We start from the raw sequence: 24764 nt of genomic DNA, 5'->3' as shown, positions 1-24764 counted from the left end.
AAGCGTGGCTTCGCGAGATCGCAGATGGCCTGACGTTCGGATAGGTTTGCATCTCACAAGAACAACAATCCTTAGAGGGAGCAAACCCAATGAGCTTTTCCCGTCGTACGCTTCTGAAGGCCTCAGCGGCGACCGCCGTCCTGGGCGGCATCAGTGCGCCCCATGTGGCCCGCGCCCAGAGCGCCGAGTTCACCTACAAATATGCCAACAACCTGCCCGACACCCATCCGCTGAATGTCCGCGCCAAGGAGATGGCGGCAGCGATCAAGAGCGAGACCAACGGCAAGTTCGACCTCCAGATCTTTCCGAACAACCAGCTTGGCTCCGACACGGACATGCTGAGCCAGATCCGCTCCGGCGGCGTCGAGTTCTTCACGCTGTCCGGCCTGATCCTGGCGACGCTGGTGCCGGCCGCATCGATCAACGGCATCGGCTTCGCATTCCCGGACTACGACACGGTCTGGAAGGCCATGGACGGCGACCTCGGCGCCTACGTGCGCGGCGAGATCAAAAAGGCCGGGCTCGAGGTCATGGACAAGATCTGGGACAACGGCTTCCGCCAGACCACGTCCTCGACCAAGCCGATCACCGGTCCGGACGATTTGAAGGGTTTCAAGATCCGCGTGCCGGTCTCGCCGCTGTGGACCTCGATGTTCAAGGCGTTCGATGCGGCGCCCGCTTCGATCAATTTCAGCGAGGTCTATTCGGCGCTCCAAACCAAGATCGTCGAGGGCCAGGAGAACCCGCTGGCGATCATCTCGACCGCAAAGCTGTACGAGGTGCAAAAGTACTGCTCGCTGACCAACCACATGTGGGACGGTTTCTGGTTCCTGGCCAACCGCCGCGCGTGGGAAAAGCTGCCTGAGGACGTTCGCAAAATCGTCGCCAAGCACATCAATGCCGCGGCCGTTAACGAACGCGCCGATACCGCCAAGCTGAATGCCAATCTGCAGCAGGATCTGGCGGGCAAGGGCCTGACCTTCAATCAGCCCAACACCGGGCCGTTCCGCGACAAGCTGCGCTCCGCGGGCTTCTACGCCGAGTGGAAGGGCAAGTACGGCGATCAGGCCTGGGATCTGCTGGAAAAGGCCGTCGGCAAGCTGTCGTAACGCGTTGGGGCCGTCATGGCTCATATCGAGGTGCAGGTGACCGAAGTGGTGGGCGAGGTGACGTTCGAGTCCCCTCGCCGACCTTCGTTGCTGGCGTCGCTGGAACGGATTCTCGGTCTCCTCGTCGAAATCCCGGCGGCCATCCTGGTGGTCGCCGAGATCGTCATCCTGTTTGCCGGCGTGGTCGCGCGCTACGGCCTGCACCGGCCGCTGATCTGGTCGGACGAGCTCGCCTCGATCCTGTTCCTGTGGCTGGCGATGCTGGGCGCGGCCGTGGCCTTCCGGCGCTCCGAGCACATGCGCATGACCGCGATCGTCGCGAGCGCAAAACCTGCGATGCGGGCCTATCTCGACCTGGTCGCAACCTGCGCGGCGCTGGCGTTTCTGGTGCTGATCGTCTGGCCGTCCTACGACTACGCCTACGAGGAAAGTTTCATCACCACGCCGGCGCTGCAGATCTCGAACTCCTGGCGCGCGGCGGCGCTGCCGGTCGGCATTTGCCTGATGGCGCTGTTTGCATTTTTGCGCCTGCTGCGGGCGGCCGATTACCGGATGGTCGCGGCGGCCGTGATCTCCGTGGCCGTCGTCATCGCTTTGTTCTGGCTGGCGCAGCCTTACCTGCGGCCGCTCGGCAATCTCAACCTCGTCATCTTCTTCGTCGGCGTCGCCGGCTTCTGCGTGTTCGCGGGCGTTCCCATTGCGTTCGGGTTCGGGCTGGCGATCTTCGGCTATCTGGCGCTGACCACGCATACGCCGGTCATGGTGCTGGTCGGGCGGATGGACGAGGGCATGAGCCACCTCATCCTGCTCTCGGTCCCACTGTTCGTGTTCCTGGGGCTGCTGATCGAGATGACCGGCATGGCGCGGGCCATGGTGGCGTTCCTGGCGAGCCTGCTCGGCCACGTCCGCGGCGGCCTGCACTATGTGCTTGTCGGCGCCATGTACCTCGTCTCCGGCATCTCCGGCGCCAAGGCGGCCGACATGGCGGCGGTGGCGCCGGTGCTGTTTCCCGAGATGAAGCAGCGCGGCGCCCGCCCCGGCGATCTCGTCGCGCTTCTTGCGGCCACGGGTGCCCAAACCGAAACCATTCCGCCGAGCCTCGTGCTGATCACCATCGGCTCGGTGACGGGCGTGTCGATCGCCGCCCTGTTCACCGGCGGGCTATTGCCCGGCGTGGTGCTTGCAGTCACGCTCTGCATGCTGGTCTGGTGGCGCTACCGCCACGAGGACATGAGCCATGTCAGCCGCGCCAAGGCCTCCGAGATCGGCAAGACCTTCGTCATCGCCCTGCCCGCGCTCGCGCTGCCCTTCGTGATCCGTTACGCCGTGGTCGAGGGCATCGCGACGGCCACAGAAGTCTCCACGATCGGCATCGTCTATGGCGCCCTCGTCGGGCTCCTGATCTATCGCCGCTTCGACTGGCGGCGGCTGTTTCCGATGCTGGTCGAGACGGCCGCGCTGTCCGGCGCGATCCTCCTGATCATCGGGACCGCGACCGGCATGGCCTGGGGCCTGACGCAATCAGGATTCTCGCGCTCGCTGGCAGCCGCCATGACCGGCCTGCCAGGCGGTCAGGCGACTTTCATCGCTGTGTCAATCGTCGCCTTCACCATCCTCGGCAGCGTGCTGGAAGGCATTCCGGCGATCGTGCTGTTCGGGCCGCTGCTGTTTCCGATCGCCCGCGCCGTCGGCGTGCACGAGGTGCACTACGCCATGGTCATCATCCTGGCGATGGGTATCGGACTATTCGCGCCGCCCTTTGGCGTCGGCTATTATGCCGCCTGCGCCATCGGGCGTGTTGACCCGGCGGAGGGTATCCGGCCAATCTGGGGCTATCTGCTGGCTCTGCTCGCAGGCTTGATCATCGTTGCGATATTTCCGTGGATCTCGATCGGGTTCCTTTGACGGTTTGAAGGAGGGTGTCGATGAGTGAGAACCAGTACAACATCGGCCTGGACAAGACGCCCGCCAACTACGTGCCGCTGACGCCGCTCTCCTTCCTCGCCCGCAGCGCCGCCGTCTATCCCGACCACACCAGCACCGTCTATGAGGGCCGCAGCTACACCTGGCGCCAGACCTACGAGCGCTGCCAGCGCTTTGCCGCATATCTCGCGGGCAAGGGCATCGGCGTCGGCGACACCGTCGCTGCGATGCTGCCGAACATCCCGGCGATGAACGAGGTGCATTTTGCCGTCCCGATGGCGGGCGCCGTGCTCAACGCGCTCAACATCCGGCTCGATGCACCGTCGATCGCGTTCCAGCTCGACCATGGCGGAGCAAAAATCATTCTGGTCGATCCGGAGTTTGCAGGCGTCATCACGGATGCGCTGGCCCAGATGACGGGCCCAAAGCCGTTGGTGATCGATGTCGATGACGCCTCCTTCAAGGGCGGCAAGCGCATCGGCGAGATCGAATATGAGGCGGCGGTTGCGCAAGGCGATCCCGGCTTCACGACTGTCGCTCTCAAGGACGAGTGGGACGCGATCGCGCTGAGCTACACGTCGGGCACCACGGGCAATCCCAAGGGCGTCGTCACCCATCATCGCGGCGCATATTTGAATGCCGTGAGCAACATCCTCGCGGGCAATCTCGGCCAGCATCCGGTCTATCTCTGGACGCTGCCGATGTTCCACTGCAACGGCTGGTGCTTTCCCTGGACCATCGCGGCGTCCGCCGGCATCAATGTCTGCCTGCGCAAGGTCGAGCCGACCAAGATTTTCGAGCTGATCAGGCAACACGGCGTCACCCACATGTGCGGCGCGCCGATCGTCTACAACACGCTGATCAACGCGCCCGATGCGCCGAAAGGCAACGCGGCCCGCCGCGTCGTGGGTCTGATCGCGGGCGCAGCCCCGCCGGTCGCGGTGCTCGAAGGCGCCGAAAGCATCGGCATCAAGCTCACCCATGTCTATGGCCTGACCGAAGTCTACGGCCCCGCCTCCGTCTGCGCCGAGCAGCCGGGCTGGGACGATCTGCCTGCCGCCGATCGCGCGCGTATGAAGCGCCGGCAGGGCGTGCCCTACCCGCTGGAGGAAGCCGTCACCGTCCTCAATCCGCAGACCATGCAGGAGGTGCCGCGCGACGGCGAGACCATCGGCGAGGTCATGTTCCGCGGCAACATCGTGATGAAGGGCTATCTGAGGAACGAGAAAGCCACCAAGGAAGCCTTTGAAGGCGGCTGGTTTCACACCGGCGATCTCGGCGTGCTCGACGAGCGCGGCTACGTCATCATCAAGGATCGCTCCAAGGACATCATCATCTCCGGCGGCGAGAACATCTCCTCCGTCGAGGTCGAGGACATCCTCTACAAGCACCCGGCCGTGCTGTTCGCAGCCGTGGTTGCAAAACCCGACCCGAAATGGGGCGAGGTGCCCTGCGCCTTCGTCGAGCTGAAGGACGGCGCGAGCGCGACGGAAGCCGAGATCATCGCCTTCTGCCGCAACCACCTGAGCGGCTTCAAGACGCCGAAGGCCATCGTGTTCGGACTGATCCCGAAGACCTCGACCGGAAAAATCCAGAAATTCCTTCTGCGCAATGAGGTGGGCTCGGCGAAGGCAATCTCGGCCTGACGCCAGCGGAATCTAACGGGCGAATGCCGATATTTCCCATTACGCCGGGTTACGCAATCAGTGTTTGATGCGCCGGCGCGACTGCGCCTTAGCGTTGCAAAATCCGCCTGGAAACTGCACCAAGAAGTAGAATGAGGGTCGCGACCTAACCAGCATTTGCAATCCACACTGCAACTTTTTCCCGATAGTTAATATTTGCACGACCGATTTCAGATGGGTTTAAGCCGCGCGGTTTCACGGTGGCGCTCAGAGCCAACCAAACGCCAGTGAGACCATGAGCATTCGGGGGAAATGCCAAGCCAATTCCAGGAAATTCCAGACCAGTTCGGCAGCCTGGCTGTCGAACGCGCGGCAGGCCGCCGAACACGAGCTCCGACGTTTCGCATCCGAGGAGTCCGGCAGCTATGCCGTCATCCTCGCACTGGTGATGCCCGTTCTCGTTGGCACTGCGGGTCTCGGTACCGAAGTCGGCTGGTGGCTTTACCTGCACAAGAACATGCAGAGCGCGGCGGACTCCGGTGCCGTCAGCGCGGCGACAGCTGGATCCAACCTGCAAGTCGAAGCCAATGCGGTCACCGCAGCCTATGGCTATACCAACGGTGCAAACAACGTGACGGTAACGGTCAATCAACCGCCGTCCACGGGAAGCTACGCAACGGTGGCACAGGCGGTCGAGGTTATCGTCAGCCAGCAGCGACCGCGTCTGCTGAGCGCGCTTTTCGGTAGCAACCCCATCACCATCACGGCTCGGTCGGTCGCCGTGCCGAACAACGGCCAAGGCTGCGTGCTCGCGCTCGATCCGACCTACAGCCCCGCCGCCAAGGCGTCAGGCAACGCCAACATCAATCTGATCGGCTGCAATCTCTACGACAATTCGGGCGGTGGTCCCGCACTCGACGTCACCGGCACGACATCGGTTTCTGCCAACATGGTGGGAGTCGTCGGCAGCATCTCCGGCGCGAGCAATATCACGGCGGCGAACGGCATCCGGACGGGCATGCGACCGGTGGCAGATCCGTACGCGGACTTCACCCCACCCTCTTGCACCTCCTACGTCTCCGGCAAGATCACGATCAACAGCAGCGGGAAGAGCAAGTCGCTTACGCCTGGCACCTGTTATGCCGGCGGCGTCTCGGTGCAAGCCGGATATGAGTTGAACCTCGACCCTGGCGTCTACTACTTCTACGGTTCGAAGGGCGATCTGTCGGTCCAGGGCAATGCGACGATCACCGGGACCGGCGTGACGCTCATCTTCACGGGGTCGACGGCCGATGGCTGGGCGAGTGGGGGCATCGGAAGCAACGCGACCGTCAACTTGACGGCTCCGACCTCGGGGTCGACCAAGGCCATCGTCATGTATGCCGACCGCAGGATGCCGACCCGCCAGACGACCTTCAATCTGACCGGCGGCGCCACGCAGTATTTCGGCGGCGCGATCTACTTGCCGACCCAGGACTTGAATTTCGCTGGCGGTACGAGTTCGACGACGTCCTGTACGCAAATCATTGCGGATACCGTGACGCTGTCGGGAAGCTCCAATCTTACGGTCAATTGCAGCTCGTTCGGCACGACCGCGATCGGAGTCCAAACTGCTCAACTCGTTGAATAGGGAGCAAGCCAATGGCCGTCGGCGCGCAATGCTCACGTCGTAACCGCATTCCATCCCTGCTCCGGCGACCTCTTGGCCGAGCGGTGACCGACTGTCGCGGTGCCGCCGCCGTCGAGTTCGCCATCTTTGTGCCGCTTCTGACTCTTGCGGTGATCTCGGTGACTGACATCGGCCTCGCAGTGCTTCGAAAGATGCAGGTCGAAGACGCCGCGCAGGCCGGCGCTCAATATGCCATCAGGAATGGCTTCGACTCCGCCGCCATCACCAGCGCCGTGACAAGTGCGACAAGTTCAACCGCGATCAGCGCCTCGCCTGCTCCGGCGAAATTCTGCGGCTGCGCCACGGGATCAAGCATCACCACAGCGACGTGCGGTACGACCTGCACCGGTGGAACGACGGCGGGCACCTACGTCAAGGTCTCGGCTCAGGCCAATTACTATACGATCATTGATTACCAGATTGTCTCAACCTACGCGTTCAGCGCGGAGTCGACGGCGAGGCTGCAGTGATGTCCGTCTCGTTGCCCTTCTGGCGGGATCGGCGCGGCACGACTGCGCTCGAATTCGGGCTGACCGCTCCCGCCTTCTTCCTCTTCCTGTTCGGCGTGATCGAATTTGGCCTGCTGCTGTGGACGCAGATCGGCCTTCAGCACGGCGTCGAAATGGCCGCGCGATGCGCAAGCGTCAACAGCGTTCTCTGTACCGGATCGGATGCGATCACGCGTTACGCGAGTCAGCAGGCGCTCGGCCTCGGGCTGCCGTCCTCCACATTCAGCTACAGCTCGACGGCCTGTGGCAACCAGGTCAACGCCAGCTACGCCTTCCAGCTTCCCGCGATCTTTGGACTGTCGCCACTGACGGTGACGGCTCAGGCCTGCTTTCCAAGTTGACGCCCGTGTGGGTCGCTGACGATTCGCAGCGCGAGGCGCGGAATATGTCAACCTGCGTCGAATCCGGGATCAGAAATACCCGGAAAGGATTTGAAAAGGACGGCGGCCGGCCTACCGTCGCTCCAGGCTGGATTTGCCGATTCTGGATGACGCGCTGTGCAGCGCGCGACGCTGGCGATCGGCGCGGTTGGGGCGCTTCATGCGGTGTGTCTCTTGAGCGCAGGCGCGTGGGCGCGCCTGGCGCCGCTGATATTGATGGTCGGAGGGCTGCCCGGGATCGCTTACGCCCAGGCGGTGCCGGCTGCGCAGACCCATCAGCCGCTTGCGCAGAATTCCAAGCCGGCCGGCCAGTCCAGCGACAATGCCGTCGTCGGCACGACCCAACCCATCACCTCAGGCGCCAGCCCTGCGGCGACCACCGCCAACGGTCCGACGCCGTCCGGCGCGGCATCGACCGGCCAGATGAATGTCGCACCTGCGCCGACGGCGGCCGTGGCTCCAATGCCCGCCGCCGTCACCGTGAACGTCGGCCCGGCGCCAGCCGGCGGCCCAATTGCGATCTCACAGGCCGAGACAGCGCAGGCCACGTTTCTCGCCATGACGCAGTTCACGCAAACCCTGCTCGACCCCTATGTTGATGGACGCAGGTTCGACGCCTCGCCTGCCCCCTCGGTCGCAGCGCAATGGAACGTTTGGGCCTCGGCATTTGGCGGCTCGCAAACCTCCGTCAGCAACACGGGCTCGGCAAGCCGGAGCTTTGGGACTGTGGTCGGGGCGGACTACGCGCTCTCGTCGCACACCACGATGGGCTTTGCCATGGCCGGCGGCGGCACCAGCTTCGCCGGCAACTTTTCCAGCGGCCGTTCCGATCTGTTCCAAAGCGGCGCGTTCGTCCGGCATACGGCCGGCCGGGCCTACATTGTTGGAGCGATGGCCTATGGCTGGCAGGCCATCAGCAGCGACCGACTGGGCTCCGCCGCGCTGAACGCTGCGGCCGATGCCAACGCCTATTCGGGCCGCATCGAGGGCGGCTACCACGTCTCGACGCCCTGGCTCGGCGTCACGGCCTATGCGGCGGGCCAGTCCACCACTTTCAGCCTGCCCGCGAACACGGGCCAGCCGTCGTTTGCGGCCAACGCGTTCGCGGCCGCCTTCGGCGCGGACCACGTCACCGACAGCCGCAGCGAGCTCGGCCTGCGCACCAACACATCCTTCGCGCTTGAGAGCGGCATACTGAACCTGCGCGGCCGGCTGGCCTGGGCGCACGACTTCAGCGCCGCGCGCGCGATGCCGGCGGCCTTCCAGGCCCTGCCCGGCCTTGGCTTCGTTGCAAGCGGAGCAGCACTCGCGCCGGAATCCGCGCTGCTCGGTGGCGCGGTTGAGCTGAAGCTGCAAAATGGCTGGAGCGCGGCGGCAACCGCCGACGGCGAGTTCTCGCAAGCCGTGCGATCTTATACCGGCCGAGCCGTGATCCACTATGCCTGGTAGAAATCACCTAGACTGATCCGGGGACGCCGGCCAGGCGCACCAGTGCGTCGCGCCTGGCGCGCTTCAGATCCCAGGCGAGCATCCAGGCACGCCCCGGTCGCGTGATCAGCCGTTCGCCAAGGCCGGCAAACAGCGCGGCAACATCATGATTGGTCTCGCCGACGACCTTCCGGATCAGCGCAGCCGTGTCGTCCGCGAGATGCATCTTGAGCCTGGCGTAAAGCGCAGCGAATGTCTTGTACCTGCCGAGCAAGAAATAAGTCACCAGCAGGTTGGCGTAATGGTGCGAAGCAAACACATGGGGCGACAAGCGATCCGCCATCGCGATCATCTCGGCATCATCGACATAGCGCCACATGTTGCCCATGCCGTGAAAGCCAAAGGTCGGCGGCCGCGCGTCGGTAAACTCCCGGACCCGCAATGTTTCGTAAGAGAACCTTTCTGCGACGACTTCCGAGGCAAAGCGAAGGCCGAACTCGCTTTCGAGCTGCGTGCGAAAATCGCGACAGACCTGCCAGTCGGAATTCACGTCCTTGCGCAGCAAGAACCTGTCGTCGAGCATCGCTCGCAGGAGCTCTTGTGATTGCAACGAGAAGCCGCCATTGCCGACCGAGAGGCCGTCGCTGACGAAGGGCCAGGGCGCGCCGATATAGTCGTATTGCCGGAAGTCGGGCCTCCAGGCGGGCGGATCGATCACAAAGCCATCCCACTGCACGACCAGCACGAAGGGCGTCGCGATCAGGCGCGGCATGTGCTTGTAGAGGAATTCCGAATACGCGGCCGCCGAGCCAACCGGCGCGATCTTGACGCACCGGAACGGTCCGTCCGCCTGTTCATGCGAGAACAGGATTGCGTCGCCGAAAGCGCACGATCTGATCGACCGGCCGAGCGCGGCCGCGGTGGCCAAAACGTTGACGGAATCGATGGCGCAGATCGTGACGTCGGTGAGGTCGAGCTTGGAGGTCGTCGTTGCGGCGGCCGCGGGATGCATTGCCAGCACAGCTTAGCAGAATGCATCGTGGGTTCCACAGGGTGCGATCAGGCTGAGACGTCAATCCGCATGTCGTCATAGGCGGGCTCGACCCCTGCGGGCAGGCTTTGCCGCAGCACTTCATAGTCGACATCGGCGGTCATGTTGGTGATGACGGCCCGCTTCGGCCTGAAGCGGTCGATCCAGGTCAGCGCGTCTTTGATGCTGAAATGGCTGGGGTGGCCGGTGTAGCGCAGGCCGTCCACGATCCAGACATCGAGACCTTCGAGCGCGCCCCAGCTTTCGCGCGGGATGTCGTTGAGGTCCGGCGTGTAGGCGGCATTGCCAATACGGTAACCGAGTGCGGGGATATTGCCGTGCTGCACCAGGAAGGCGGTCATCGTCACTTCCCCGCCCCTGCCCCTGACCGCCTGGCTGTGGCCGGCCTCGATCGAATGGCGGTCGAGGATCGGCGGATAGTCGCTGCCTTCCGGCGAGATGAAGCAATAAGAGAACCGCGCCATGATGTCTTTGGCGGTCGACTGGTTGAAATAGGTCGGTATGCGTCGTTGCATGTGAAGCACGACCGAGCGCAGATCGTCCATGCCGTGGGTCTGGTCGGCATGCTCGTGGGTCAGGAAGACAGCATCGATGTGATCGACATTGGTGGAGATCAACTGCTCGCGCAGGTCGGGCGAGGTGTCGACCACGATCCGCGTGGTGCCGTGATTGGAGGTTTCTTCGACCAGCAGCGAGCAGCGGCGACGGCGGTTCTTGGGGTTGTTCGGGTCGCAGGCGCCCCAGCCGAGCGCCGGGCGCGGCACGCCGGCAGAAGAGCCGCAGCCCAGGATCGTCAATGTCAGCGTCATGCGGCTCCCTGGGCTTTCACCTTGGAGAACAGGCGGAAGAAGTTCTCGGTCGTCTGGCGCGAAACCTCATCGAGCGACACGCCGCGTGTTTCCGCCAATACCTTGGCAACCTCCACCACATAGGCCGGCTCATTGCGCTTGCCCCGGAATTTTCCGGGCGCAAGGTACGGCGAGTCCGTTTCGACCAGAATGCGGTCGGCGGGCAGCTCGGCCGCAAGCGTGCGCAGGGCCTCCGACTTCTTGAAGGTCAAGATGCCCGTGAAGCCGATGTGGAGGCCAAGCGAAATCGCCTTCATCGCCAGCTCGCGCCCGCCGGTGTAACAATGCAGCACGGCGCGAAACGATCCCTTGGCCGCCTCTTCCTCGAGAATGCGCGCGCAATCTTCATCCGCTTCGCGAGTATGGATTACGAGCGGCAAGCCTGTCGCGCGTGCGGCTGCGATATGCGCGCGAAAACCCCTCGCCTGCGCTTCCGGTGAGCCGTTGTCGTAGAAGTAATCGAGGCCGGCTTCGCCGAGCGCGACGACCTTGGGATGGTTCGTGAGCGCGATCAGCTCGTCCGGCGAAATGCCGTCTTCCTCGTCGGCGTTGTGCGGATGGGTGCCGACGGAGCAATAGACGTTGTCATAGCGGGCGACGATGGCGAGAAGCTGGTCGAGCTTCCGCACCCGCGTCGAGATCGTGACCATTCGGCCGACCCCGGCCGCGGCCGCGCGAGACACGATCCCGTCGAGATCATCCGAAAAGTCCGGAAAATCCAGATGGCAGTGGCTATCGACCAGCATCGTCAGGACGCCTCAGGCCGCCGGCTCGATGTAGCGCGGGAAGGCCGGTGTCGGCGCAGGCAAGGTCGTGCCCGGCGCAATCCGCTTTTGCCCGCCGAGCGCTGCAAAATTGCGCTCGCCCTCGGGGATGCCGAGGCTGTCAAGCAGCTTCGCGGATGCCGCGGGCATTGCGGGCTGGGCCAGGATCGCGATCTGGCGCACGACTTCGGCGGTGACGTAGAGCACCGTCTTCTGCCGGACGGGATCGGTCTTGGCGAGCGCCCAGGGCGCCTCACCCGCAAAATAGCGATTCGCCTCGGCGACCACGGCCCAAACGGCGTTCAGCCATTGATGGATCTGCTGGCTCGCCATGGCCTCGCGCGCAAGGGTAACCATGCCGTCGGCCTGGGCCAGGATCGCCTTGTCGTTGTCGCTGAACTCGCCGGGCTCCGGCAGCACGCCGGAAAACTGCTTTGCGATCATCGACAGCGAGCGCTGCGCGAGATTGCCGAGATCGTTGGCAAGGTCGGCGTTGATGCGCGCGACGATGGCTTCGTGGTTGTAGTTACCGTCCTGTCCGAACGGCACCTCGCGCAGGAAGAAATAGCGCATCTGGTCGACGCCGTACTGTTCCGCGAGATTGAAGGGATCGACGACGTTGCCGACCGACTTCGACATCTTCTCGCCCCTGTTGAACAGGAAGCCGTGCGCATAGACCCGCTTCGGCAACGGAATGCCGGCGGACATCAGGAACGCCGGCCAGTACACCGCGTGGAAGCGGATGATGTCCTTGCCGATGATATGCACGTCGGCCGGCCAGTAACGCCAATTGCCGTTGCCCTCATCGGGGAAGCCGACACCGGTGATGTAGTTGGTGAGCGCGTCGACCCACACATACATCACGTGCTCTTCGTCGCCGGGCACCTTGACGCCCCAATCGAAGGTGGTGCGCGAGATCGAGAGGTCGCGCAGACCGCCCTTGACGAAGCTCACCACCTCGTTCTTGCGGGAGTCAGGTCCGATGAAATCGGGATGCTCCGCGTACAGCTTGAGCAGCCTGTCCGCATACGCCGAAAGGCGGAAAAAGTAGCTCTTCTCCTCGACCCACTCGACCGGCGTGCCCTGCGGTCCGAGCCGTACGCCGTCGTCGTTGAGACGCGTTTCGTCCTCGGCGTAATAGGCCTCGTCGCGCACCGAGTACCAGCCGGCATAGGTGTCGCTGTAGATGTCGCCGTTCGCCTCCATGCGCCGCCAGATCTCCTGGCTGGAGCGATGGTGCTGTTCCTCCGTGGTGCGGATGAAACGGTCGAACGACACGTTGAGCCGCTCGTCCATCTCCTTGAAGCGGCCGGCATTGCGGGCGGCGAGCGCCGAGGCCGTCATCCCTTCGTTCTGCGCGGTCTGGACCATCTTGAGGCCGTGCTCGTCGGTACCGGTGAGGAAGAACACGTCCTTGCCGTCGAGGCGCGCAAAGCGCGCCAGCACGTCGGTCGCGATCGCCTCATAGGCGTGGCCGATATGCGGATGGCCGTTGGGATAGGCGATCGCGGTCGTGATGTAGAACGCATTGCCGCGCGCAGGCGCCGCCTTGGGAACCGCGTCTTGCGGAGCGGCGACCACTTTCTTCACAGGCGCGCGGGGTGCCTTCGGCTTCGCAGGCGTTGGAACCGGAGCAGGCGCAGGTGCAACCTGGGGCGCACTCACCCTCGCCTTCTTGGCAACCGCCTTGGCTGGCTGCTTGGCTTGCTTGGCCGTTTTCTTGCCAGCCGCTTTCCTCTTGGCAGCTTTCTTGGCAACGACCCGCTTCTTTGCTGCAGTCTTGCTGGCCTTGCGCGCCGTCTTGGTGACGCGCGCCTTGGTCTTCTTCGCCTTGCTGGCGGCGGGCTTTTTGGCTTTTTTCGCAGCCGTGCGCGCGCGGGCCTTCGCAGCCTTCTTGGTCGTCTTCTTGGCTGACGCCTTGCCGCTCTTGCGTTCGACAGTCTTCTTAGCTCGCGTGGCCACCACGAATTCCTTCACAGTTCGAAAATTTGGAAACCAAAGCTCTGGATTCTCGTTCTGATGCGTTTTCTTGACGCGAACCGGTGTCCACTTCGCTGGAAAACGCTCTAGCGCGTTGCGTCCGCAAGCCAGCCGAACACCGAGAAAACCAAGGGCTTTCGCTCCAGATTGTAGGTTTCAGTGTCGCGCGCGGCGCGGACGATCTTTTCCCATACCTCCGCCAGCCGTGCAAGGCGCGGCAGGTTCTGGTTGGCGCTCGCCTCATCGGCATGCAGGCGCTCGGCGATCCAGCGATCGATGCCGTCGATGAAGGCCGCGAGCGCCACCCGGTCGCTGATCGGCAGCGAATCTCCGAGCGTATGCAGCTCGCGCGGATCGACCTGCGGCAGCTTTGCGAGCATCGCCGCGGTACGTTGCTGCAGTTTCAGCGCATCGCCGCCGAGCAGCGTCAATGCGCGTGCGACGCTGCCCTCGGCCGAGTCGGCCGCCTCGCGCAAGGCCGGATCGCCGGCATCGAGATCGGCTGCACCAGCGGCGGCCCGGATCACGTCGTCGGTCGAGAGCGGCCGCAGCCGCAGCTTGCGGCAGCGCGACTGGATCGTCGCCAGCACGCGGGCCGGCGCGTGGCTGACCAGCAGGAACAGCGATCGCTGCGGCGGCTCCTCCAAAATCTTCAGAAGCGCGTTCGCCGCGTTCGGATTGAGCTCGTCGACCGTGTCGACGATGCAGACGCGCCAGCCTTCGGCCGCCGCCGTTGAACCGAAGAACGAAATCGTCTCGCGCGTTTCATCGACCGTGATCACCGTGCGCATCACGCCGCGGTCGTTGGCGGTGCGCTCCAGCGTCAGCAGTCCGCCATGCGAGCTGGCGGCAACCTGGCGCGCGACGGCGTCGTTGGGGTCGACTTCCAGGCTGTCGGCGCGTTGCACCGACGGTGCGCGCGGCTCGCCGTGGGCGAGCACGAAGCGCGCCACGCGATAGGCCAGCGTCGCCTTGCCGATGCCTTGCGGCCCGCCGATCAGCCAAGCATGCGGAATGCGTCCGCTGCGATAGGCATCGAGCAGCGCCGTCTCGGCCTCGCGATGACCAAACAGCCGAAAGGTCTCGCGCGGATGCGGAATGGCGGTCTCGCTTTCGCTCTTGCGCTGGCTCATGCGGGCGCTGCCGAATTTGTCCTGGCGAGGAGGCGGTCGCGCAGCGCGGCCCACACGCGGCCCGCGACCGTATCGGGGTCGGCGTTGGCGTCGATCAGCACGCAACGTTCGGGCTCGTCCGCCGCAATCTTGCGATAGGCCTCGCGCAGATTGCGGTGGAACTGAAAATTCTCGCCCTCGAACCGGTCGGGCGTTGCAGCGCCGCGGCGGGTCGCGGCGCGCTGCAGGCCGATCTCCACCGGCAGGTCCAGGATGATGGTGAGGTCCGGCTTGAGATCGCCGATCGTCACCCGCTGCATGGCATTGATGATCCCCGCCGGCACGCTGCCAAGGCTGCCCTGATAGGCGCGCGTCGAATCCGAGAAGCGGTCGCACAGGACCCAGATGCCCTGGCTGAGCGCCGGCTGGATCACGGTGCGGACATGATCGTCGCGCGCAGCCGCAAACAGCAGCGTCTCGGCGTCGGGCCCGAGCAGCTTGCCCATGCCCGACAGCACCAGATGCCGCATGATCTCGGCGCCCGGCGAGCCGCCCGGCTCGCGCGTGACGATGGTCCTGAGCTTGGTCGCATTGAGCCGGTCGGCGAGCTTCTTGATCTGGGTCGACTTGCCCGACCCCTCGCCGCCTTCAAAGGTGATGAATCGTCCGCGTCCGGACGGCGGCTTCACGGCAATCTCACTCATGGTCAGAGCTTCTCGGCGCCCGCGCGGAACATACCGATCACGAGCTCGCTCGCCCCGTCGATCGCCCGGCGCATGGTTGAGCCGGTGCCGACGGCTTCACCGGCGTACACCGGCGTCTCAACCGCGATATTGCCGCTGCGCCAGACCCGGACGACGCCGACCCTTTGCCCCGCCTCGATCGGCGCCCGCACCGGCCCGCTATAGACGATGCGCGCAATCAGCTTGTCGCTGCCGTTCTTGTGCACCATGACCTTGACCGGCGTCTTGGCCACAAGTTTCACGGAGCGGCTTTCGCCGCCGAACACCTTCGCGTACCCGACCTGCTGGTCGACCGCGATCAGGGTACGGGTCTCGAAATTGCGAAAACCCCATTCCAGCATCTTCTTGGCCTCGGTGGCGCGATCCTCGGCGTCTTCCAGGCCGTTGACGACGACGATCAGCCGCGTGCCGTTCTGCACGGCCGAGCCGGCCATGCCGTAGCCGCCTTCCTTGGTGTAGCCGGTCTTGAGGCCATCGGCGCCTTCGAGCCCGTTAAGCAGCGGATTGCGATTCGGCTGCCGGATCTTGTTCCAGGTGAACTCCTTCTCCCCGAACAATTTGTAGAAGTCCGGATAGGTCAGGATGATGTGGCGCGCGAGCATGCCGATCTCGCGCACCGTCATCTTGTTGGCGGGGTCAGGCAGCCCGTTCGAATTGCCGAAGGTGGATTTCGTCAGGCCCAGTTCGCGGGCCCGCTTGGTCATGAAGTCGGTGGCAAAAATACGCTCATTGCCGGCCATCGCCTCGGCGAGCGCGATGCAAGCGTCGTTGCCGCTCTGGATGATCGCGCCATGCAGGAGATCGTCCACCGACACCTTGCTGTTGATGGCGGCAAACATGGTCGAGCCGCCGGAGGGCGCACCACCCCTGCGCCAGGCGTTCTCGCTGATCCGGTACTCGTCCGTGAGCTTGATGTCGCCCTTCTTGATGGCGTTGAAGACGACCTCGGCGGTCATCATCTTCATCATGCTGGAGGGCGCCCGCAGCTCGTCGGCGTTCTTCTCGAACAGCACGCTGCCGCTCGTGGCCTCGATCAGGATCGCGTTCGGGGCGTCGCCGTCAAAACCGGCGTCTTCCTTCTTGACCCCGCCCTGCACGCTCTGATTGGCGGCGTAGAGCATGCCGCTCCAGCCGAGGCTCGCCGTGACGGCGGCTGCGATGAGCCCGCGCGCGAGCCACCGGGCGGCCTCTCCCGGTTGGAGGATTTGAAGAGCGCGAAATGCCATGGCGTAGCCCTGAGAGCGGCGTTCTAACAGTTGGAACCGGGGCAAACAACACACGGAACGGCGTCGTCACCGGGAGATTGCGCGGCCCGGCCCGGGTGCCTATCGTGACACCTCACGAAATCAGACCAAACCCCTGAAACAAGGCGGAAAAGCGATGTCCCCCTCGCGCATGATCACGGCCAACGGGATCGATCTGTTCGTCCGTGAGGAAGGCCAGGGACCGCTCGTGGTGCTCTGCCACGGCTGGCCGGAACTGTCCTACTCCTGGCGCCACCAGATTCCCGCGATCGCGGCGGCGGGTTTTCATGTCGTTGCGCCCGATATGCGGGGCTTCGGCCAGAGCTCGGCGCCATCAGACGTCTCGGCCTATTCCATCTTCGACACCGTCGGCGACGTCGTCGGCCTGGTGCAGGCGCTCGGCGAAACCAAGGCCATGGTCGTCGGCCATGACTGGGGCGCGCCGGTGGCCTGGCATGCCGCGCTGTTCCGGCCGGACATGTTCACGGCCGTGGCCGGCCTCAGTGTTCCGCCGCCGCTCCGCGGACGCGGCAAGCCCCTCGACCTCTTGCGCCAGAACGGCATCACCAATTTCTACTGGCAGTATTTTCAGACGCCGGGCGCGGCCGAAGCCGAGTTCGAGCGCGACGTCGCTCGTACCATGCGTATCGTGCTCGGCGGGCGCGGCCTTGCCGATCCGAACGGCGCCATGTTCGTGCAAGAGGGAAAAGGATTCCTCGGCCATGCAACCGGCACCGAGCCGCTGCCGGCCTGGCTGCCCGAGGCGGATCTTGCGTACTTCACCGAGAGCTACCGCAAGTCCGGCTTTCGCGGCGGCCTGAACTGGTACCGCAATCTCGATCGCAACTGGGAGCTGACCGCGCCCTGGCAGGACGCCCAGATCCGCCAGCCGTCGCTGTTCATCGCAGGTTCGAAGGATGCCGTCGTTACGGGCCTGATCGGATCGAAGCTCGTCAACAAGCTCGAGCTTGTGCTGCCCAACCTCACGCGCAAGCTGATTATCGAGGGCGCCGGCCATTGGGTCCAGCAGGAGCGGCCCGACGAGGTCAACGCCGCCCTGGTGATGTTCCTGAAAGAGGCGTCGGCTCAGTAGAGCCCGCGGCCGCTCAGGATGCCGGCGGCCTCCGTCGCCCCGCTGGAGACATAGGCGGATGACGGACCGCTGTCGGCCGTGTAGCGGCCGTCCTGATCGTAGGATACCGCGCGCGCATTCTGGAGCGCCCGTCCCCGGCGGCTCGAGGCCGACATTTCCGAGGTCGCGTTGATCGATGCAACGTCGGCGGTCGTGTTGCCGAGGTTATAGGGACGGCCCTCCGGCACGGGAACCTCACCCCGGATCGTCCCGCGCGAGGACGTGAGCTCCGGAACGAACGGTTTTGCCGAGGCGACGCGGACCATTGAGGGCGTCGGCGCGGGAACGCCGGTGCGCAGGGTCGCCATCAACTGGCGGTCATCGGACCCCTCCAGCGGCGCGCGGCCGACATATTCGACCCGGACTTTAGCGACGCCATTGCCTTTGAATTCAAGCAGTTCAGCGGCCTTGTTCGAGACGTCGATGAGGCGGTTGCCGTGGTACGGGCCGCGGTCATTGACACGGACGACCAGCGACTTGCCGTTCGAGAGGTTGGTGACCCGGGCGTAGGACGGCATCGGCAGGGTCGGATGCGCCGCGGTCAGCGACGTCATGTCGAAGACCTCGCCATTGGCGGTCAGGCGGCCGTGAAAATCGTCGCCGTACCAGGAGGCCATGCCCTCGGCGCGGTAGTTGGCATCCTCCTCCGGGACATAGGTCTTGCCGGCCACCACATAGGGCTTGCCGACGCGATAGGTGCCGCCGCCTTTCGGCACGGGGTCGCCCCAGGCCACCACCCGCGGGCTCGACGACACCCCGTATTTCGGATCGACGCGGCTCGCGAACTTGCCCGACGAGGCGCAATTGGCGAGCGCGAGACAGGCTGCGGCCATCGCCACGCCACGCGCGGCCCGCACCACCGAATCTGATCGTCGGATCCCCATTCGCCCCAAATACCATTCCACCGGACGTGTGCCCAATTCGAAGGCCCTCTGCCGGCAATTGCCCGATGCGGCCCACCACCGCCCGGAAAGGCGACGATAACGCAACCCGAACACGGCGGAAATGGGGAGCGCGGCGTGATCGCGCCGAGATGGTAAACCAGACCTTCGCAGCCTCCTCGTTGATCTACGGAGGCACCGGCGCTTGCAGCCGCGATTGCTGTCCCGGTCTCGCACAAGCTGTTGCCCCAAAACATCACTCCCCCCCGATTGTCAGCGAAGCCACTGGAATCCTTTTGACTGTGCAAGGCTGCCCGCGTTTTCTCGCACGTGCAGGGGCGCAACGCGGTTTGCGAAAGTATTGGGATGATCGAGACGGTTTCAGCATTGATGGGCCTGGTAAGCGCGGGGATCTTCCTGGCTCATGCCTTTGAAGGATACCGCACGAGAGCCTGAAGCCCTCGCGCGGGACGACACGCATCACCTCTTTCAACTGAGCGCGTTCGGAAAGCTTTAATCGATCCGATCGAGCATCGAAGACGAGAGCGGCAGGTGTTCCTATGCGCAATCATGACCTGGTGTCCGACGGCTTTCTCGTATTGACCGCAAGCGGCCTGGTGCTGCTTTGCTCCAGCCTGATGGCTCTGGCGTTCGCCTGAACGCCCCTTTTCCGACTCTCAAATTCGGCTGTTGCGTTGCAACGCAAGTCGTGTGGGCCAAGTCATCTGGGCAGTGTCCGCCCGTCTCCCATTTAGTTGATTGAATGTCCCGCCCTCGTGCCTCGACCTAATGGAAGAGGCATTCACCAATGAGGGTGACGCACATGCTCGCCGAAAAGTTCTTCCTGGTCCTGGAAGCGCTGATCAAGGGCCGCACCTATCCCGACGGAAGTCCGCGCGTGGTCTCGACCTCGCCCCACGTCCCGGTGAAGCTGCCGACCGAGAAATAGCGCTCACCGCACGCCCAGCAGCGAACGGCGAAAACCGCTGCTTTTGGCTTCGTTCAGGCAGACGAAGCTGCCGTCGAACCCTTGGGCGTAGAGCTTCTGGCCCTTCCGGTAATAGACGCCCTTCCTGAAATCCAGCCACACCACCTTGTCGCCGGGACAATAACGTTGCGCCTGGTCCTCGTAGCGAAACGGCGTCAGCGGCAGCGCCGCGAGATCGCCGAGGCCGAGGCCGAGCAGCAGGGCCGTCGCGCCCGCAAGCCGAAAAGTCCGCAACATCGCCCCCTCACCGCTGCCTGCATCCGCCGGCGAAGCCTTTGCCCGCCGGGATGGCAGTATGCCGCGCAACCCGCGCGACGCCAACGCGAGGCGGTGTCTTCCGTCAGCCATCTTGTCGGGGTAGATGGGTGCCCGGTCAAATTGAAGAGTGGATCTCGCCCGCATGTCGGCTGAGCACGAAACGACGAGCCCGTCCCGCCTTCCCCGCCCCCCGCGGATGCGCGCGCTGCCGATGATCATCTTCGGCTCGCGCTGGCTTCAGCTTCCGCTCTATCTCGGCCTGATCGTCGCGCAATGCGTCTACATCGCGCTTTTCATCAAGGAGCTCTGGCACCTCTCCTGGCACGCGCTCGATTTCAGCGAGCAGCAGATCATGATGAGCGTGCTGGCGCTCATCGACGTCGTGATGATCTCCAACCTGCTCGTGATGGTGATCGTCGGCGGCTACGAGACATTCGTCTCCCGCCTCGACCTGCAAGGCCATCCCGATGAGCCGGAATGGCTCGGCCACGTCAATGCGAGCGTGCTCAAGATCAAGCTCGCGATGGCGATCATCGGCATCTCCTCCATCGCGTTGCTGCGCACCTTCATCGAGGCCGGCAATCTCGGCTCGGGCCGCGCCGGCTATACCGAGCAGGGCGTGATGTGGCAGGTTCTGATCCACCTCACCTTCATCGTCTCGGCGATCGGCATCGCCTGTGTCGACCGGCTGAGCGACCGCGAAGCGCGCAACCACGCAGACTGAGCCGGGCCGCGCCCCTACCTGTCCGCCTCGAGCTGTTGCAGGGCCTGGTGCTGAAACTCCTGCAGCTTCCGCGCAACCTCCTCGGTGGACACGTCCTTGCCGGCGAGGTCGGCGGCTACCTTGCGCACGATGTCGTCGCTGGTCCGGCTCTCCAGATTGGTCGTCACCAGCTGGGTCGCGTAGGTCGCCGCGGCACCTCCGCCGAGCCCGAGTTGGGCGGCGGCCCACATCCCGAGCAGCTTGGTCGACCGTGCCATGACCTTGAACATCAGCTCTTCGTCATGAGCGAATTTGGCTTCAAATCCCTGCTCGCGCTTGTCGAATGTCGTCATCGGTCGAGCTCCCTTCCAAAGGGATGATGGCTGCCAGACGTGCCGAAATCCTAACCGGAGCCGCCCTGTCGCGAAAGGCTCCCTTGCTCCAGGGCCGTCGGCTCGAACCGAAGCTTATCATTCGCCAAGACGAATCGCGCCTGCTTTGTGCGTTCCTCGTGAGACCGCGCATGGAGCCGCCAAAACTGTCGTTGAGGTTGTCGTTGAGGCTGTCGCTGAGGCTGTTCTGGGGCGACGGCGGGCTGTGAGCCGGCTCTGACGGACCGGGCCCCGTCAAAACATCGAAAACAACCCCATGCAAAGTAGCGGGTGACGGCCGGCAGGATGGCTTGCGCCTTTTCCGAATTTATCTTGACGCGTCGGGCAAATCGGGGGCATAATGCCATTATCGCAACTGGCATCGGGAGCGTCGCCGGTGCGGTCGCCGCATGGCTTGCCGCGAAGCATCACAGCGATCCGAGAAACTGCCAGACCAGCAGCAGAACCACGATCACCAGGACGGTGTAGACGATCATTCGGCCGGTCCGCTTCATAGGCTTGGCTCCATGACGGCTGCGACCGCTGGGCGATCGAGGCGAATTCCATCACGCGTGCGCTCTCGGATATCGAGCCGCGCTTCGTCCGCTCCGCCTGCGGCAAGCGTGGCGTCGACGTGCGGCCGGACTAGTCCGGCTATGGAATATCGATGAAGCTCACCGCCGAACGTTCGCCGGGGTTACCTGGCTAATGGTCACCTAATCCAGTATTGCCGGCAGTCTGCCAACTCAACTTTTTTGCGGGTCGGCTCCGTTCCGCGCGCGGCCGAGTTGGTCAAGCCACCTTTCAAGTTCGTTCTTTTCGGCAAAAATCCTCGCGGCGAGAGCTTTGTCGATCTCCGTATGGAGAGCCCACAACTCTTCGATGGACATCGCCTCAAAACGATCTCGGTCCATGACTCTCGCGACCACCCGGACGCCTAAAACGGTCTCGGCATTGGGTGGACCGGTGCCGAGACCGCAAGGTTCGCTTGGACGCTAGGGCTCTGGCGCCAAGCCTTCTCAGCATATGCATTATTTGACACCGCTTCCATTTAATTTATTTAATTAGGTTAATTTGGCAAACGAGCCAAAATCGAACCAAAATCCCTATTTTCCCTGCACGCGCACGACAGGGCCATTCTCCAATGCATCGAAGGAAGCCCGCCATTCCCGGCGGGCTCAAGTGCAGGGAGGAAGCGCCATGAGAGACGCATCCGAAATTTACGGCGATTCCGGCCGATGCCGTGTACCGCGATCGACACAGTGGATGACAAAACCAAAATTATGCGCACCAAATGAGTGGGGGCTGGGGGCGGCCTTTCGACGAGCCGATCGACGCCAGCGGGCACAAGCTCGTCACACTGCGCGACGCGGGCGAGTATATCGCGGCGCTACCGAAGGCCGTTCACGACCGGCCCGAGTGGCAAGCGGCGATGGAAGCATTGATCTTGGTGGTCGAGCTCGGCGGCCCGACGATGTTCGCGCGGATCGGCATCATGCGAGCCTTGAACCACGGCAAGTCGCCGCCAAATGCTGAACCACGACGTAAGAAAGCCAAAGCGTATTGGGTGATCCGATGACGGTCTTTGTCTACATCAACACGAGCAAACAGGTCGGGGATGCGGACCACATCAAGGTGTTCGCAAATGTGGACGCTGCTGAAAGATGGTTTGAGGAGAACGATCCTGAAGGCGTCGCCTTCGAATATGACGTGATCGAAGAATGACGAAAGGAAGGCCCGCCAGCGTGAACAGGCGGACCCTGTTTTTACCGCCTCAGCTGGCGGGCGTGGTTCCCTCTGGTGCTGGTTAGGACCTTTAGGGCACGGCAAGCGTTGACGCGATAGCACCGGGGCAGGACCCGCGAACCCCGGAGTTCGGATCATGAGCACGATCCCTGCGGACCTCGAAAGAAAGTTCGAACAACGGTGGGCCGCCAGATTGGCGCAGCCCATTCCACCGGCTCCATTTGCGCGCCCCGCCTGTCCAAGGTGCAAGGCCCAGATGATGCTCGTCAGCATCGAGCCAAAGAGCCCAGGCGTGGACTTGCACATGTTTCGATGCGCTGTCTGCAATCACGCGCTTACGACGTTCGCAACGCATGAAGATCCAGTGCATTCCAAGGCCCTTGGCCGCTGGCTTCAAGGCGACTTGCACCCAACGAAGTAACGCCGGCTGCAAGTCGTGACAGAAGGCGAGATGCCGCAGCTGCCGGGAGGTTTCAGGGTCGAGCTCGACAAGGACGGTTGGCGGCACTGACTCGCGCGAAGCGGCGATGGCCTCCGTGAATCTGCCGCTCTAGCTGATCTTCACTAATCCGCAGGCCGGGTATGGCATGACCATGTCCGATGACTGGACCAAGCGAGCAACGAACATCCTTCGAGAACTTCATGCTGCCGAGACGGAGCTAATCGGCAAAGGAGTCATCCTGACCGACGGTAAGGCGGGGACGGTTGATCACGTCTTCCTTGACGAGGTGCACGGGCTCCGGATCTCGATTGGTGGCCACGACGGCAAGTGGCCGATTTCGACTGTGAAGCTTCTAGACTCCGGTTTCACCAGATAGCGCAGGCAGTGTCAGGCCACGGCAACGTGCGGCCTTTCGATGATCCGATCGAAGTGCCGGCGCAAGCTCGTCACTTTGCGCGATGCCGGCCACGTCACAGCAGTGCTGCCAAAGCGCGAGCACGACGCACCTGAATGGCAAGCAGTGAAGGAAGGCGGGCCGACGATGTTCGCAAGGATCGGCATCATGCGAGCGCTCACCGCGGCAGGCCCAATCCAGATGATCTAGCGCCGCGTCGGAAGTCTGTGAAAAAATACAAGGTAGCCTGATACGAGGCGAAAGCGTTCCAGGAACTCGGCGGCTTATTTTCCAGGAACGGGCTCGGAGAACCAAATGTTGTTGTGGCATGGAGGATATTGCCATGCTTGTGTTTTGGTTACCGATCATAATCTTCGAGGCGATGCTGGAGCTGGATAAGAGCCGCACGACCGATGCAAGAGTGCGCTCGAGTATGATGTGATAGGCCCGCCAGTCTGCGTTTTCCGAATCGGCGATCCGCGATCTTTTCCCCCGTTTTGCTTGCGGAGGGCTGATATGCTTGGCCGTCTCTGACGAGAAGGCCGTCGACATCACCAGTCAAATTCCATACCAGTTTTATGGGCGGAAGCCCGCACGGTGAAGGGTTCCCGGCGCCCCATCCCCTCGCGGGGGCGCTTTGGGGGGCGCTGTTGCTCCAGCTCGGGCGGCACACTCCTTGCTAATCGAGCCCAAAGGTTCTGTTCCGTGCGTGGAGTCGTACAGCGATGAAACAGAAAGTTCGGGTTCCAAAACGCCGAAAGCCTAGTTTGGCACACGCGGCGTCCGATCTGGTGACACTGCTTGAAGCGATCGAGGATCTTGAGGAACTGCGAGAGAGGGTCCGGCTCGCCGAGGCCGGCCGGGTCCTACACTAAGGCGGATTCGATCAGCGCTCGACGACCCGCGAATTATAGTGTCAGGTAACGTAGGTGGGCCTTACATCTTTTTTTTCGCTCTAAGCGGCGCGATCGTTGCCACCTACGCGCGTCAGGCGAAGAACCGCGACCTTGAGGCGCCGGATTCCGAGTTTTCGGGACGGTCGCTAAAGAAAGAGAGCTCGACGGTCTCTTGCCGTTCCGCTTGCGGGGGATCATTCTAAGGCTGGGTTGATCGAAGCGGCTCTCGCGCCACCAGCGCCCTAGCGACCAGAGCCAATAGTGCCAGTGCCCGACGGGGCCAGCGCCGACAGTGCCTGCGTCCTAGCGGCCAGAGAAAGCGAGCATCGACCTCCGCGCCCCACGCCGCGCAAGCGCTGGCGTGGCGGTGGGGGCGCGGTTGGGGCAACGCCCAATGCGCAGGAGGTTGCCATGCGCCTTAATTCCTACCGGGACGAAAGTCGCTCCAGACACTTCGACTTGATCGGCCACAACTGGTCAATTGACCTGATCACCGCAACGGCTGCTGGCATCCTAGTGGTGGGCTTCGCCGGCGCCATCGCAGCCCTGCTGGTTTGATAAGGCCCTT

General features: G+C 63.6%; 26 protein-coding genes. 15 read left to right on the top strand and 11 right to left on the bottom strand.

All coding sequences use genetic code 11. The features are described from left to right. The first annotated feature begins 89 nt into the window (after positions 1-89). The 7 genes from JQ632_RS02525 to JQ632_RS02495 all read left to right on the top strand — a co-directional run bounded on the left by JQ632_RS02525 (position 90) and on the right by JQ632_RS02495 (position 8664). The gene (locus tag JQ632_RS02525; protein WP_212400692.1) at positions 90-1109 is read left to right on the top strand and encodes a TRAP transporter substrate-binding protein; all 1020 of its coding nucleotides are present in this window, start codon (positions 90-92) and stop codon (positions 1107-1109) included. A 15-nt stretch (positions 1110-1124) separates the two neighbouring features. After that, entirely contained in the window at positions 1125-3014 is a 1890-nt protein-coding gene (locus JQ632_RS02520; protein WP_212400691.1) for a TRAP transporter large permease subunit, read from the top strand. Positions 3015-3034: 20 nt separating this feature from the next. Then, complete coding sequence (locus tag JQ632_RS02515; RefSeq protein WP_212400690.1) at positions 3035-4678, top strand: acyl-CoA synthetase; 1644 nt, start codon at positions 3035-3037, stop codon at positions 4676-4678. A gap of 274 nt (positions 4679-4952) precedes the next feature. Then, positions 4953-6287 (top strand): TadE/TadG family type IV pilus assembly protein, encoded by a 1335-nt coding sequence (locus JQ632_RS02510; RefSeq protein WP_212400689.1) that lies wholly within the window; start codon positions 4953-4955, stop codon positions 6285-6287. 11 nt (positions 6288-6298) lie between these two features. After that, the gene (locus JQ632_RS02505) at positions 6299-6796 is read left to right on the top strand and encodes a TadE/TadG family type IV pilus assembly protein (RefSeq protein WP_212400688.1); all 498 of its coding nucleotides are present in this window, start codon (positions 6299-6301) and stop codon (positions 6794-6796) included. After that, positions 6796-7176, top strand: coding sequence for a TadE/TadG family type IV pilus assembly protein (locus JQ632_RS02500; protein ID WP_212400687.1), 381 nt, complete (start codon positions 6796-6798; stop codon positions 7174-7176). Before JQ632_RS02505 ends, JQ632_RS02500 begins: the two co-directional genes overlap by 1 nt. 156 nt (positions 7177-7332) lie before the next feature. Continuing rightward, positions 7333-8664, top strand: a complete 1332-nt coding sequence (locus JQ632_RS02495) for an autotransporter outer membrane beta-barrel domain-containing protein (protein WP_212400686.1) — start codon at positions 7333-7335, stop codon at positions 8662-8664. Positions 8665-8671: 7 nt separating this feature from the next. On the opposite strand, the gene JQ632_RS02490 is transcribed toward JQ632_RS02495, so the two are convergent. The 7 genes from JQ632_RS02490 to JQ632_RS02460 form a co-directional block, all read right to left on the bottom strand. After that, on the bottom strand, positions 8672-9655 hold the full coding sequence (locus tag JQ632_RS02490; RefSeq protein WP_212400685.1) for a DUF5672 family protein: 984 nt from the start codon (positions 9653-9655) through the stop codon (positions 8672-8674). A gap of 47 nt (positions 9656-9702) precedes the next feature. Beyond that, positions 9703-10503, bottom strand: coding sequence for an MBL fold metallo-hydrolase (locus JQ632_RS02485; RefSeq protein ID WP_212400684.1), 801 nt, complete (start codon positions 10501-10503; stop codon positions 9703-9705). Further along, positions 10500-11288 (bottom strand): TatD family hydrolase, encoded by a 789-nt coding sequence (locus JQ632_RS02480; RefSeq protein ID WP_212400683.1) that lies wholly within the window; start codon positions 11286-11288, stop codon positions 10500-10502. The genes JQ632_RS02485 and JQ632_RS02480 overlap by 4 nt, the downstream gene beginning before the upstream one ends. Before the next feature lie 12 nt (positions 11289-11300). Beyond that, a complete protein-coding gene (metG, locus tag JQ632_RS02475) occupies positions 11301-13268 on the bottom strand; it encodes a methionine--tRNA ligase (protein WP_212400682.1) in 1968 nt (655 codons plus the stop codon). Positions 13269-13372: 104 nt separating this feature from the next. After that, a complete protein-coding gene (locus tag JQ632_RS02470; RefSeq protein ID WP_212400681.1) occupies positions 13373-14419 on the bottom strand; it encodes a DNA polymerase III subunit delta' in 1047 nt (348 codons plus the stop codon). Further along, the gene (gene tmk / locus JQ632_RS02465; RefSeq protein WP_212400680.1) at positions 14416-15102 is read right to left on the bottom strand and encodes a dTMP kinase; all 687 of its coding nucleotides are present in this window, start codon (positions 15100-15102) and stop codon (positions 14416-14418) included. Before tmk ends, JQ632_RS02470 begins: the two co-directional genes overlap by 4 nt. Before the next feature lie 2 nt (positions 15103-15104). Further along, a complete protein-coding gene (locus JQ632_RS02460; protein ID WP_212400792.1) occupies positions 15105-16262 on the bottom strand; it encodes a D-alanyl-D-alanine carboxypeptidase family protein in 1158 nt (385 codons plus the stop codon). 259 nt (positions 16263-16521) lie between these two features. Between JQ632_RS02460 and JQ632_RS02455 the strand changes: the two genes are divergently transcribed. Further along, complete coding sequence (locus JQ632_RS02455; RefSeq protein ID WP_212400679.1) at positions 16522-17478, top strand: alpha/beta fold hydrolase; 957 nt, start codon at positions 16522-16524, stop codon at positions 17476-17478. Here the strand turns inward: JQ632_RS02455 and JQ632_RS02450 are convergent. Then, a complete protein-coding gene (locus JQ632_RS02450) occupies positions 17472-18401 on the bottom strand; it encodes a septal ring lytic transglycosylase RlpA family protein (protein ID WP_212400678.1) in 930 nt (309 codons plus the stop codon). The two genes, JQ632_RS02455 and JQ632_RS02450, sit on opposite strands and share 7 nt — an antisense overlap. Before the next feature lie 805 nt (positions 18402-19206). On the opposite strand from JQ632_RS02450, the gene JQ632_RS02445 reads away from it, so the two are divergent. Further along, positions 19207-19347 (top strand): hypothetical protein, encoded by a 141-nt coding sequence (locus JQ632_RS02445; protein WP_212400677.1) that lies wholly within the window; start codon positions 19207-19209, stop codon positions 19345-19347. A 3-nt stretch (positions 19348-19350) separates the two neighbouring features. On the opposite strand, the gene JQ632_RS02440 is transcribed toward JQ632_RS02445, so the two are convergent. Further along, entirely contained in the window at positions 19351-19623 is a 273-nt protein-coding gene (locus tag JQ632_RS02440; protein ID WP_212400676.1) for a hypothetical protein, read from the bottom strand. 163 nt (positions 19624-19786) lie between these two features. Here JQ632_RS02440 and JQ632_RS02435 point away from each other — a divergent pair, with 163 nt between their 5' ends. Continuing rightward, positions 19787-20368 (top strand): TIGR00645 family protein, encoded by a 582-nt coding sequence (locus tag JQ632_RS02435; RefSeq protein ID WP_212400675.1) that lies wholly within the window; start codon positions 19787-19789, stop codon positions 20366-20368. 14 nt (positions 20369-20382) lie between these two features. Here the strand turns inward: JQ632_RS02435 and JQ632_RS02430 are convergent, their stop codons facing one another. Together JQ632_RS02430 and JQ632_RS02425 are read right to left on the bottom strand one after the other, a co-directional pair. After that, entirely contained in the window at positions 20383-20700 is a 318-nt protein-coding gene (locus JQ632_RS02430) for a DUF1476 domain-containing protein (RefSeq protein ID WP_212400674.1), read from the bottom strand. A 273-nt stretch (positions 20701-20973) separates the two neighbouring features. Beyond that, on the bottom strand, positions 20974-21288 hold the full coding sequence (locus JQ632_RS02425) for a hypothetical protein (RefSeq protein ID WP_212400673.1): 315 nt from the start codon (positions 21286-21288) through the stop codon (positions 20974-20976). Positions 21289-22012: 724 nt separating this feature from the next. Here JQ632_RS02425 and JQ632_RS02420 point away from each other — a divergent pair. The 5 genes from JQ632_RS02420 to JQ632_RS02400 all read left to right on the top strand — a co-directional run bounded on the left by JQ632_RS02420 (position 22013) and on the right by JQ632_RS02400 (position 24754). After that, complete coding sequence (locus JQ632_RS02420; RefSeq protein ID WP_212400672.1) at positions 22013-22297, top strand: hypothetical protein; 285 nt, start codon at positions 22013-22015, stop codon at positions 22295-22297. After that, the gene (locus tag JQ632_RS02415; RefSeq protein ID WP_212400671.1) at positions 22294-22443 is read left to right on the top strand and encodes a hypothetical protein; all 150 of its coding nucleotides are present in this window, start codon (positions 22294-22296) and stop codon (positions 22441-22443) included. Before JQ632_RS02420 ends, JQ632_RS02415 begins: the two co-directional genes overlap by 4 nt. 608 nt (positions 22444-23051) lie before the next feature. Beyond that, positions 23052-23282 (top strand): PRC-barrel domain containing protein, encoded by a 231-nt coding sequence (locus JQ632_RS02410; protein WP_212400670.1) that lies wholly within the window; start codon positions 23052-23054, stop codon positions 23280-23282. A 39-nt stretch (positions 23283-23321) separates the two neighbouring features. Continuing rightward, complete coding sequence (locus JQ632_RS02405; protein WP_312015552.1) at positions 23322-23510, top strand: hypothetical protein; 189 nt, start codon at positions 23322-23324, stop codon at positions 23508-23510. Positions 23511-24607: 1097 nt separating this feature from the next. After that, a complete protein-coding gene (locus tag JQ632_RS02400; RefSeq protein ID WP_212400669.1) occupies positions 24608-24754 on the top strand; it encodes a hypothetical protein in 147 nt (48 codons plus the stop codon). The last annotated feature ends 10 nt before the right edge of the window (positions 24755-24764 follow it).

The sequence above is a fragment of the Bradyrhizobium liaoningense genome, assembly GCF_018130955.1.
Taxonomy (GTDB): domain Bacteria; phylum Pseudomonadota; class Alphaproteobacteria; order Rhizobiales; family Xanthobacteraceae; genus Bradyrhizobium; species Bradyrhizobium liaoningense_C.
Note: the sequence above shows the minus strand (reverse complement) of the source record. Positions and strands in the feature narration are given on the sequence as shown.

What these genes read in the sequence shown, in the direction of transcription:
- JQ632_RS02525 (WP_212400692.1), top strand. Translation starts at nt 90, where the DNA reads ATGAGCTTTTCCCGTCGTACGCTTCTGAAGGCCTCAGCGGCGACCGCC.
- JQ632_RS02520 (WP_212400691.1), top strand. Translation starts at nt 1,125, where the DNA reads ATGGCTCATATCGAGGTGCAGGTGACCGAAGTGGTGGGCGAGGTGACG.
- JQ632_RS02515 (WP_212400690.1), top strand. Translation starts at nt 3,035, where the DNA reads ATGAGTGAGAACCAGTACAACATCGGCCTGGACAAGACGCCCGCCAAC.
- JQ632_RS02510 (WP_212400689.1), top strand. Translation starts at nt 4,953, where the DNA reads ATGAGCATTCGGGGGAAATGCCAAGCCAATTCCAGGAAATTCCAGACC.
- JQ632_RS02505 (WP_212400688.1), top strand. Translation starts at nt 6,299, where the DNA reads ATGGCCGTCGGCGCGCAATGCTCACGTCGTAACCGCATTCCATCCCTG.
- JQ632_RS02500 (WP_212400687.1), top strand. Translation starts at nt 6,796, where the DNA reads ATGTCCGTCTCGTTGCCCTTCTGGCGGGATCGGCGCGGCACGACTGCG.
- JQ632_RS02490 (WP_212400685.1), bottom strand. Translation starts at nt 9,655, where the DNA reads ATGCATCCCGCGGCCGCCGCAACGACGACCTCCAAGCTCGACCTCACC.
- JQ632_RS02485 (WP_212400684.1), bottom strand. Translation starts at nt 10,503, where the DNA reads ATGACGCTGACATTGACGATCCTGGGCTGCGGCTCTTCTGCCGGCGTG.
- JQ632_RS02480 (WP_212400683.1), bottom strand. Translation starts at nt 11,288, where the DNA reads ATGCTGGTCGATAGCCACTGCCATCTGGATTTTCCGGACTTTTCGGAT.
- JQ632_RS02470 (WP_212400681.1), bottom strand. Translation starts at nt 14,419, where the DNA reads ATGAGCCAGCGCAAGAGCGAAAGCGAGACCGCCATTCCGCATCCGCGC.
- tmk (WP_212400680.1), bottom strand. Translation starts at nt 15,102, where the DNA reads ATGAGTGAGATTGCCGTGAAGCCGCCGTCCGGACGCGGACGATTCATC.
- JQ632_RS02460 (WP_212400792.1), bottom strand. Translation starts at nt 16,262, where the DNA reads ATGCTCTACGCCGCCAATCAGAGCGTGCAGGGCGGGGTCAAGAAGGAA.
- JQ632_RS02455 (WP_212400679.1), top strand. Translation starts at nt 16,522, where the DNA reads ATGTCCCCCTCGCGCATGATCACGGCCAACGGGATCGATCTGTTCGTC.
- JQ632_RS02450 (WP_212400678.1), bottom strand. Translation starts at nt 18,401, where the DNA reads ATGGGGATCCGACGATCAGATTCGGTGGTGCGGGCCGCGCGTGGCGTG.
- JQ632_RS02445 (WP_212400677.1), top strand. Translation starts at nt 19,207, where the DNA reads ATGAGGGTGACGCACATGCTCGCCGAAAAGTTCTTCCTGGTCCTGGAA.
- JQ632_RS02440 (WP_212400676.1), bottom strand. Translation starts at nt 19,623, where the DNA reads ATGTTGCGGACTTTTCGGCTTGCGGGCGCGACGGCCCTGCTGCTCGGC.
- JQ632_RS02435 (WP_212400675.1), top strand. Translation starts at nt 19,787, where the DNA reads ATGTCGGCTGAGCACGAAACGACGAGCCCGTCCCGCCTTCCCCGCCCC.
- JQ632_RS02430 (WP_212400674.1), bottom strand. Translation starts at nt 20,700, where the DNA reads ATGACGACATTCGACAAGCGCGAGCAGGGATTTGAAGCCAAATTCGCT.
- JQ632_RS02420 (WP_212400672.1), top strand. Translation starts at nt 22,013, where the DNA reads ATGAGTGGGGGCTGGGGGCGGCCTTTCGACGAGCCGATCGACGCCAGC.
- JQ632_RS02415 (WP_212400671.1), top strand. Translation starts at nt 22,294, where the DNA reads ATGACGGTCTTTGTCTACATCAACACGAGCAAACAGGTCGGGGATGCG.
- JQ632_RS02410 (WP_212400670.1), top strand. Translation starts at nt 23,052, where the DNA reads ATGACCATGTCCGATGACTGGACCAAGCGAGCAACGAACATCCTTCGA.
- JQ632_RS02405 (WP_312015552.1), top strand. Translation starts at nt 23,322, where the DNA reads ATGATCCGATCGAAGTGCCGGCGCAAGCTCGTCACTTTGCGCGATGCC.
- JQ632_RS02400 (WP_212400669.1), top strand. Translation starts at nt 24,608, where the DNA reads ATGCGCCTTAATTCCTACCGGGACGAAAGTCGCTCCAGACACTTCGAC.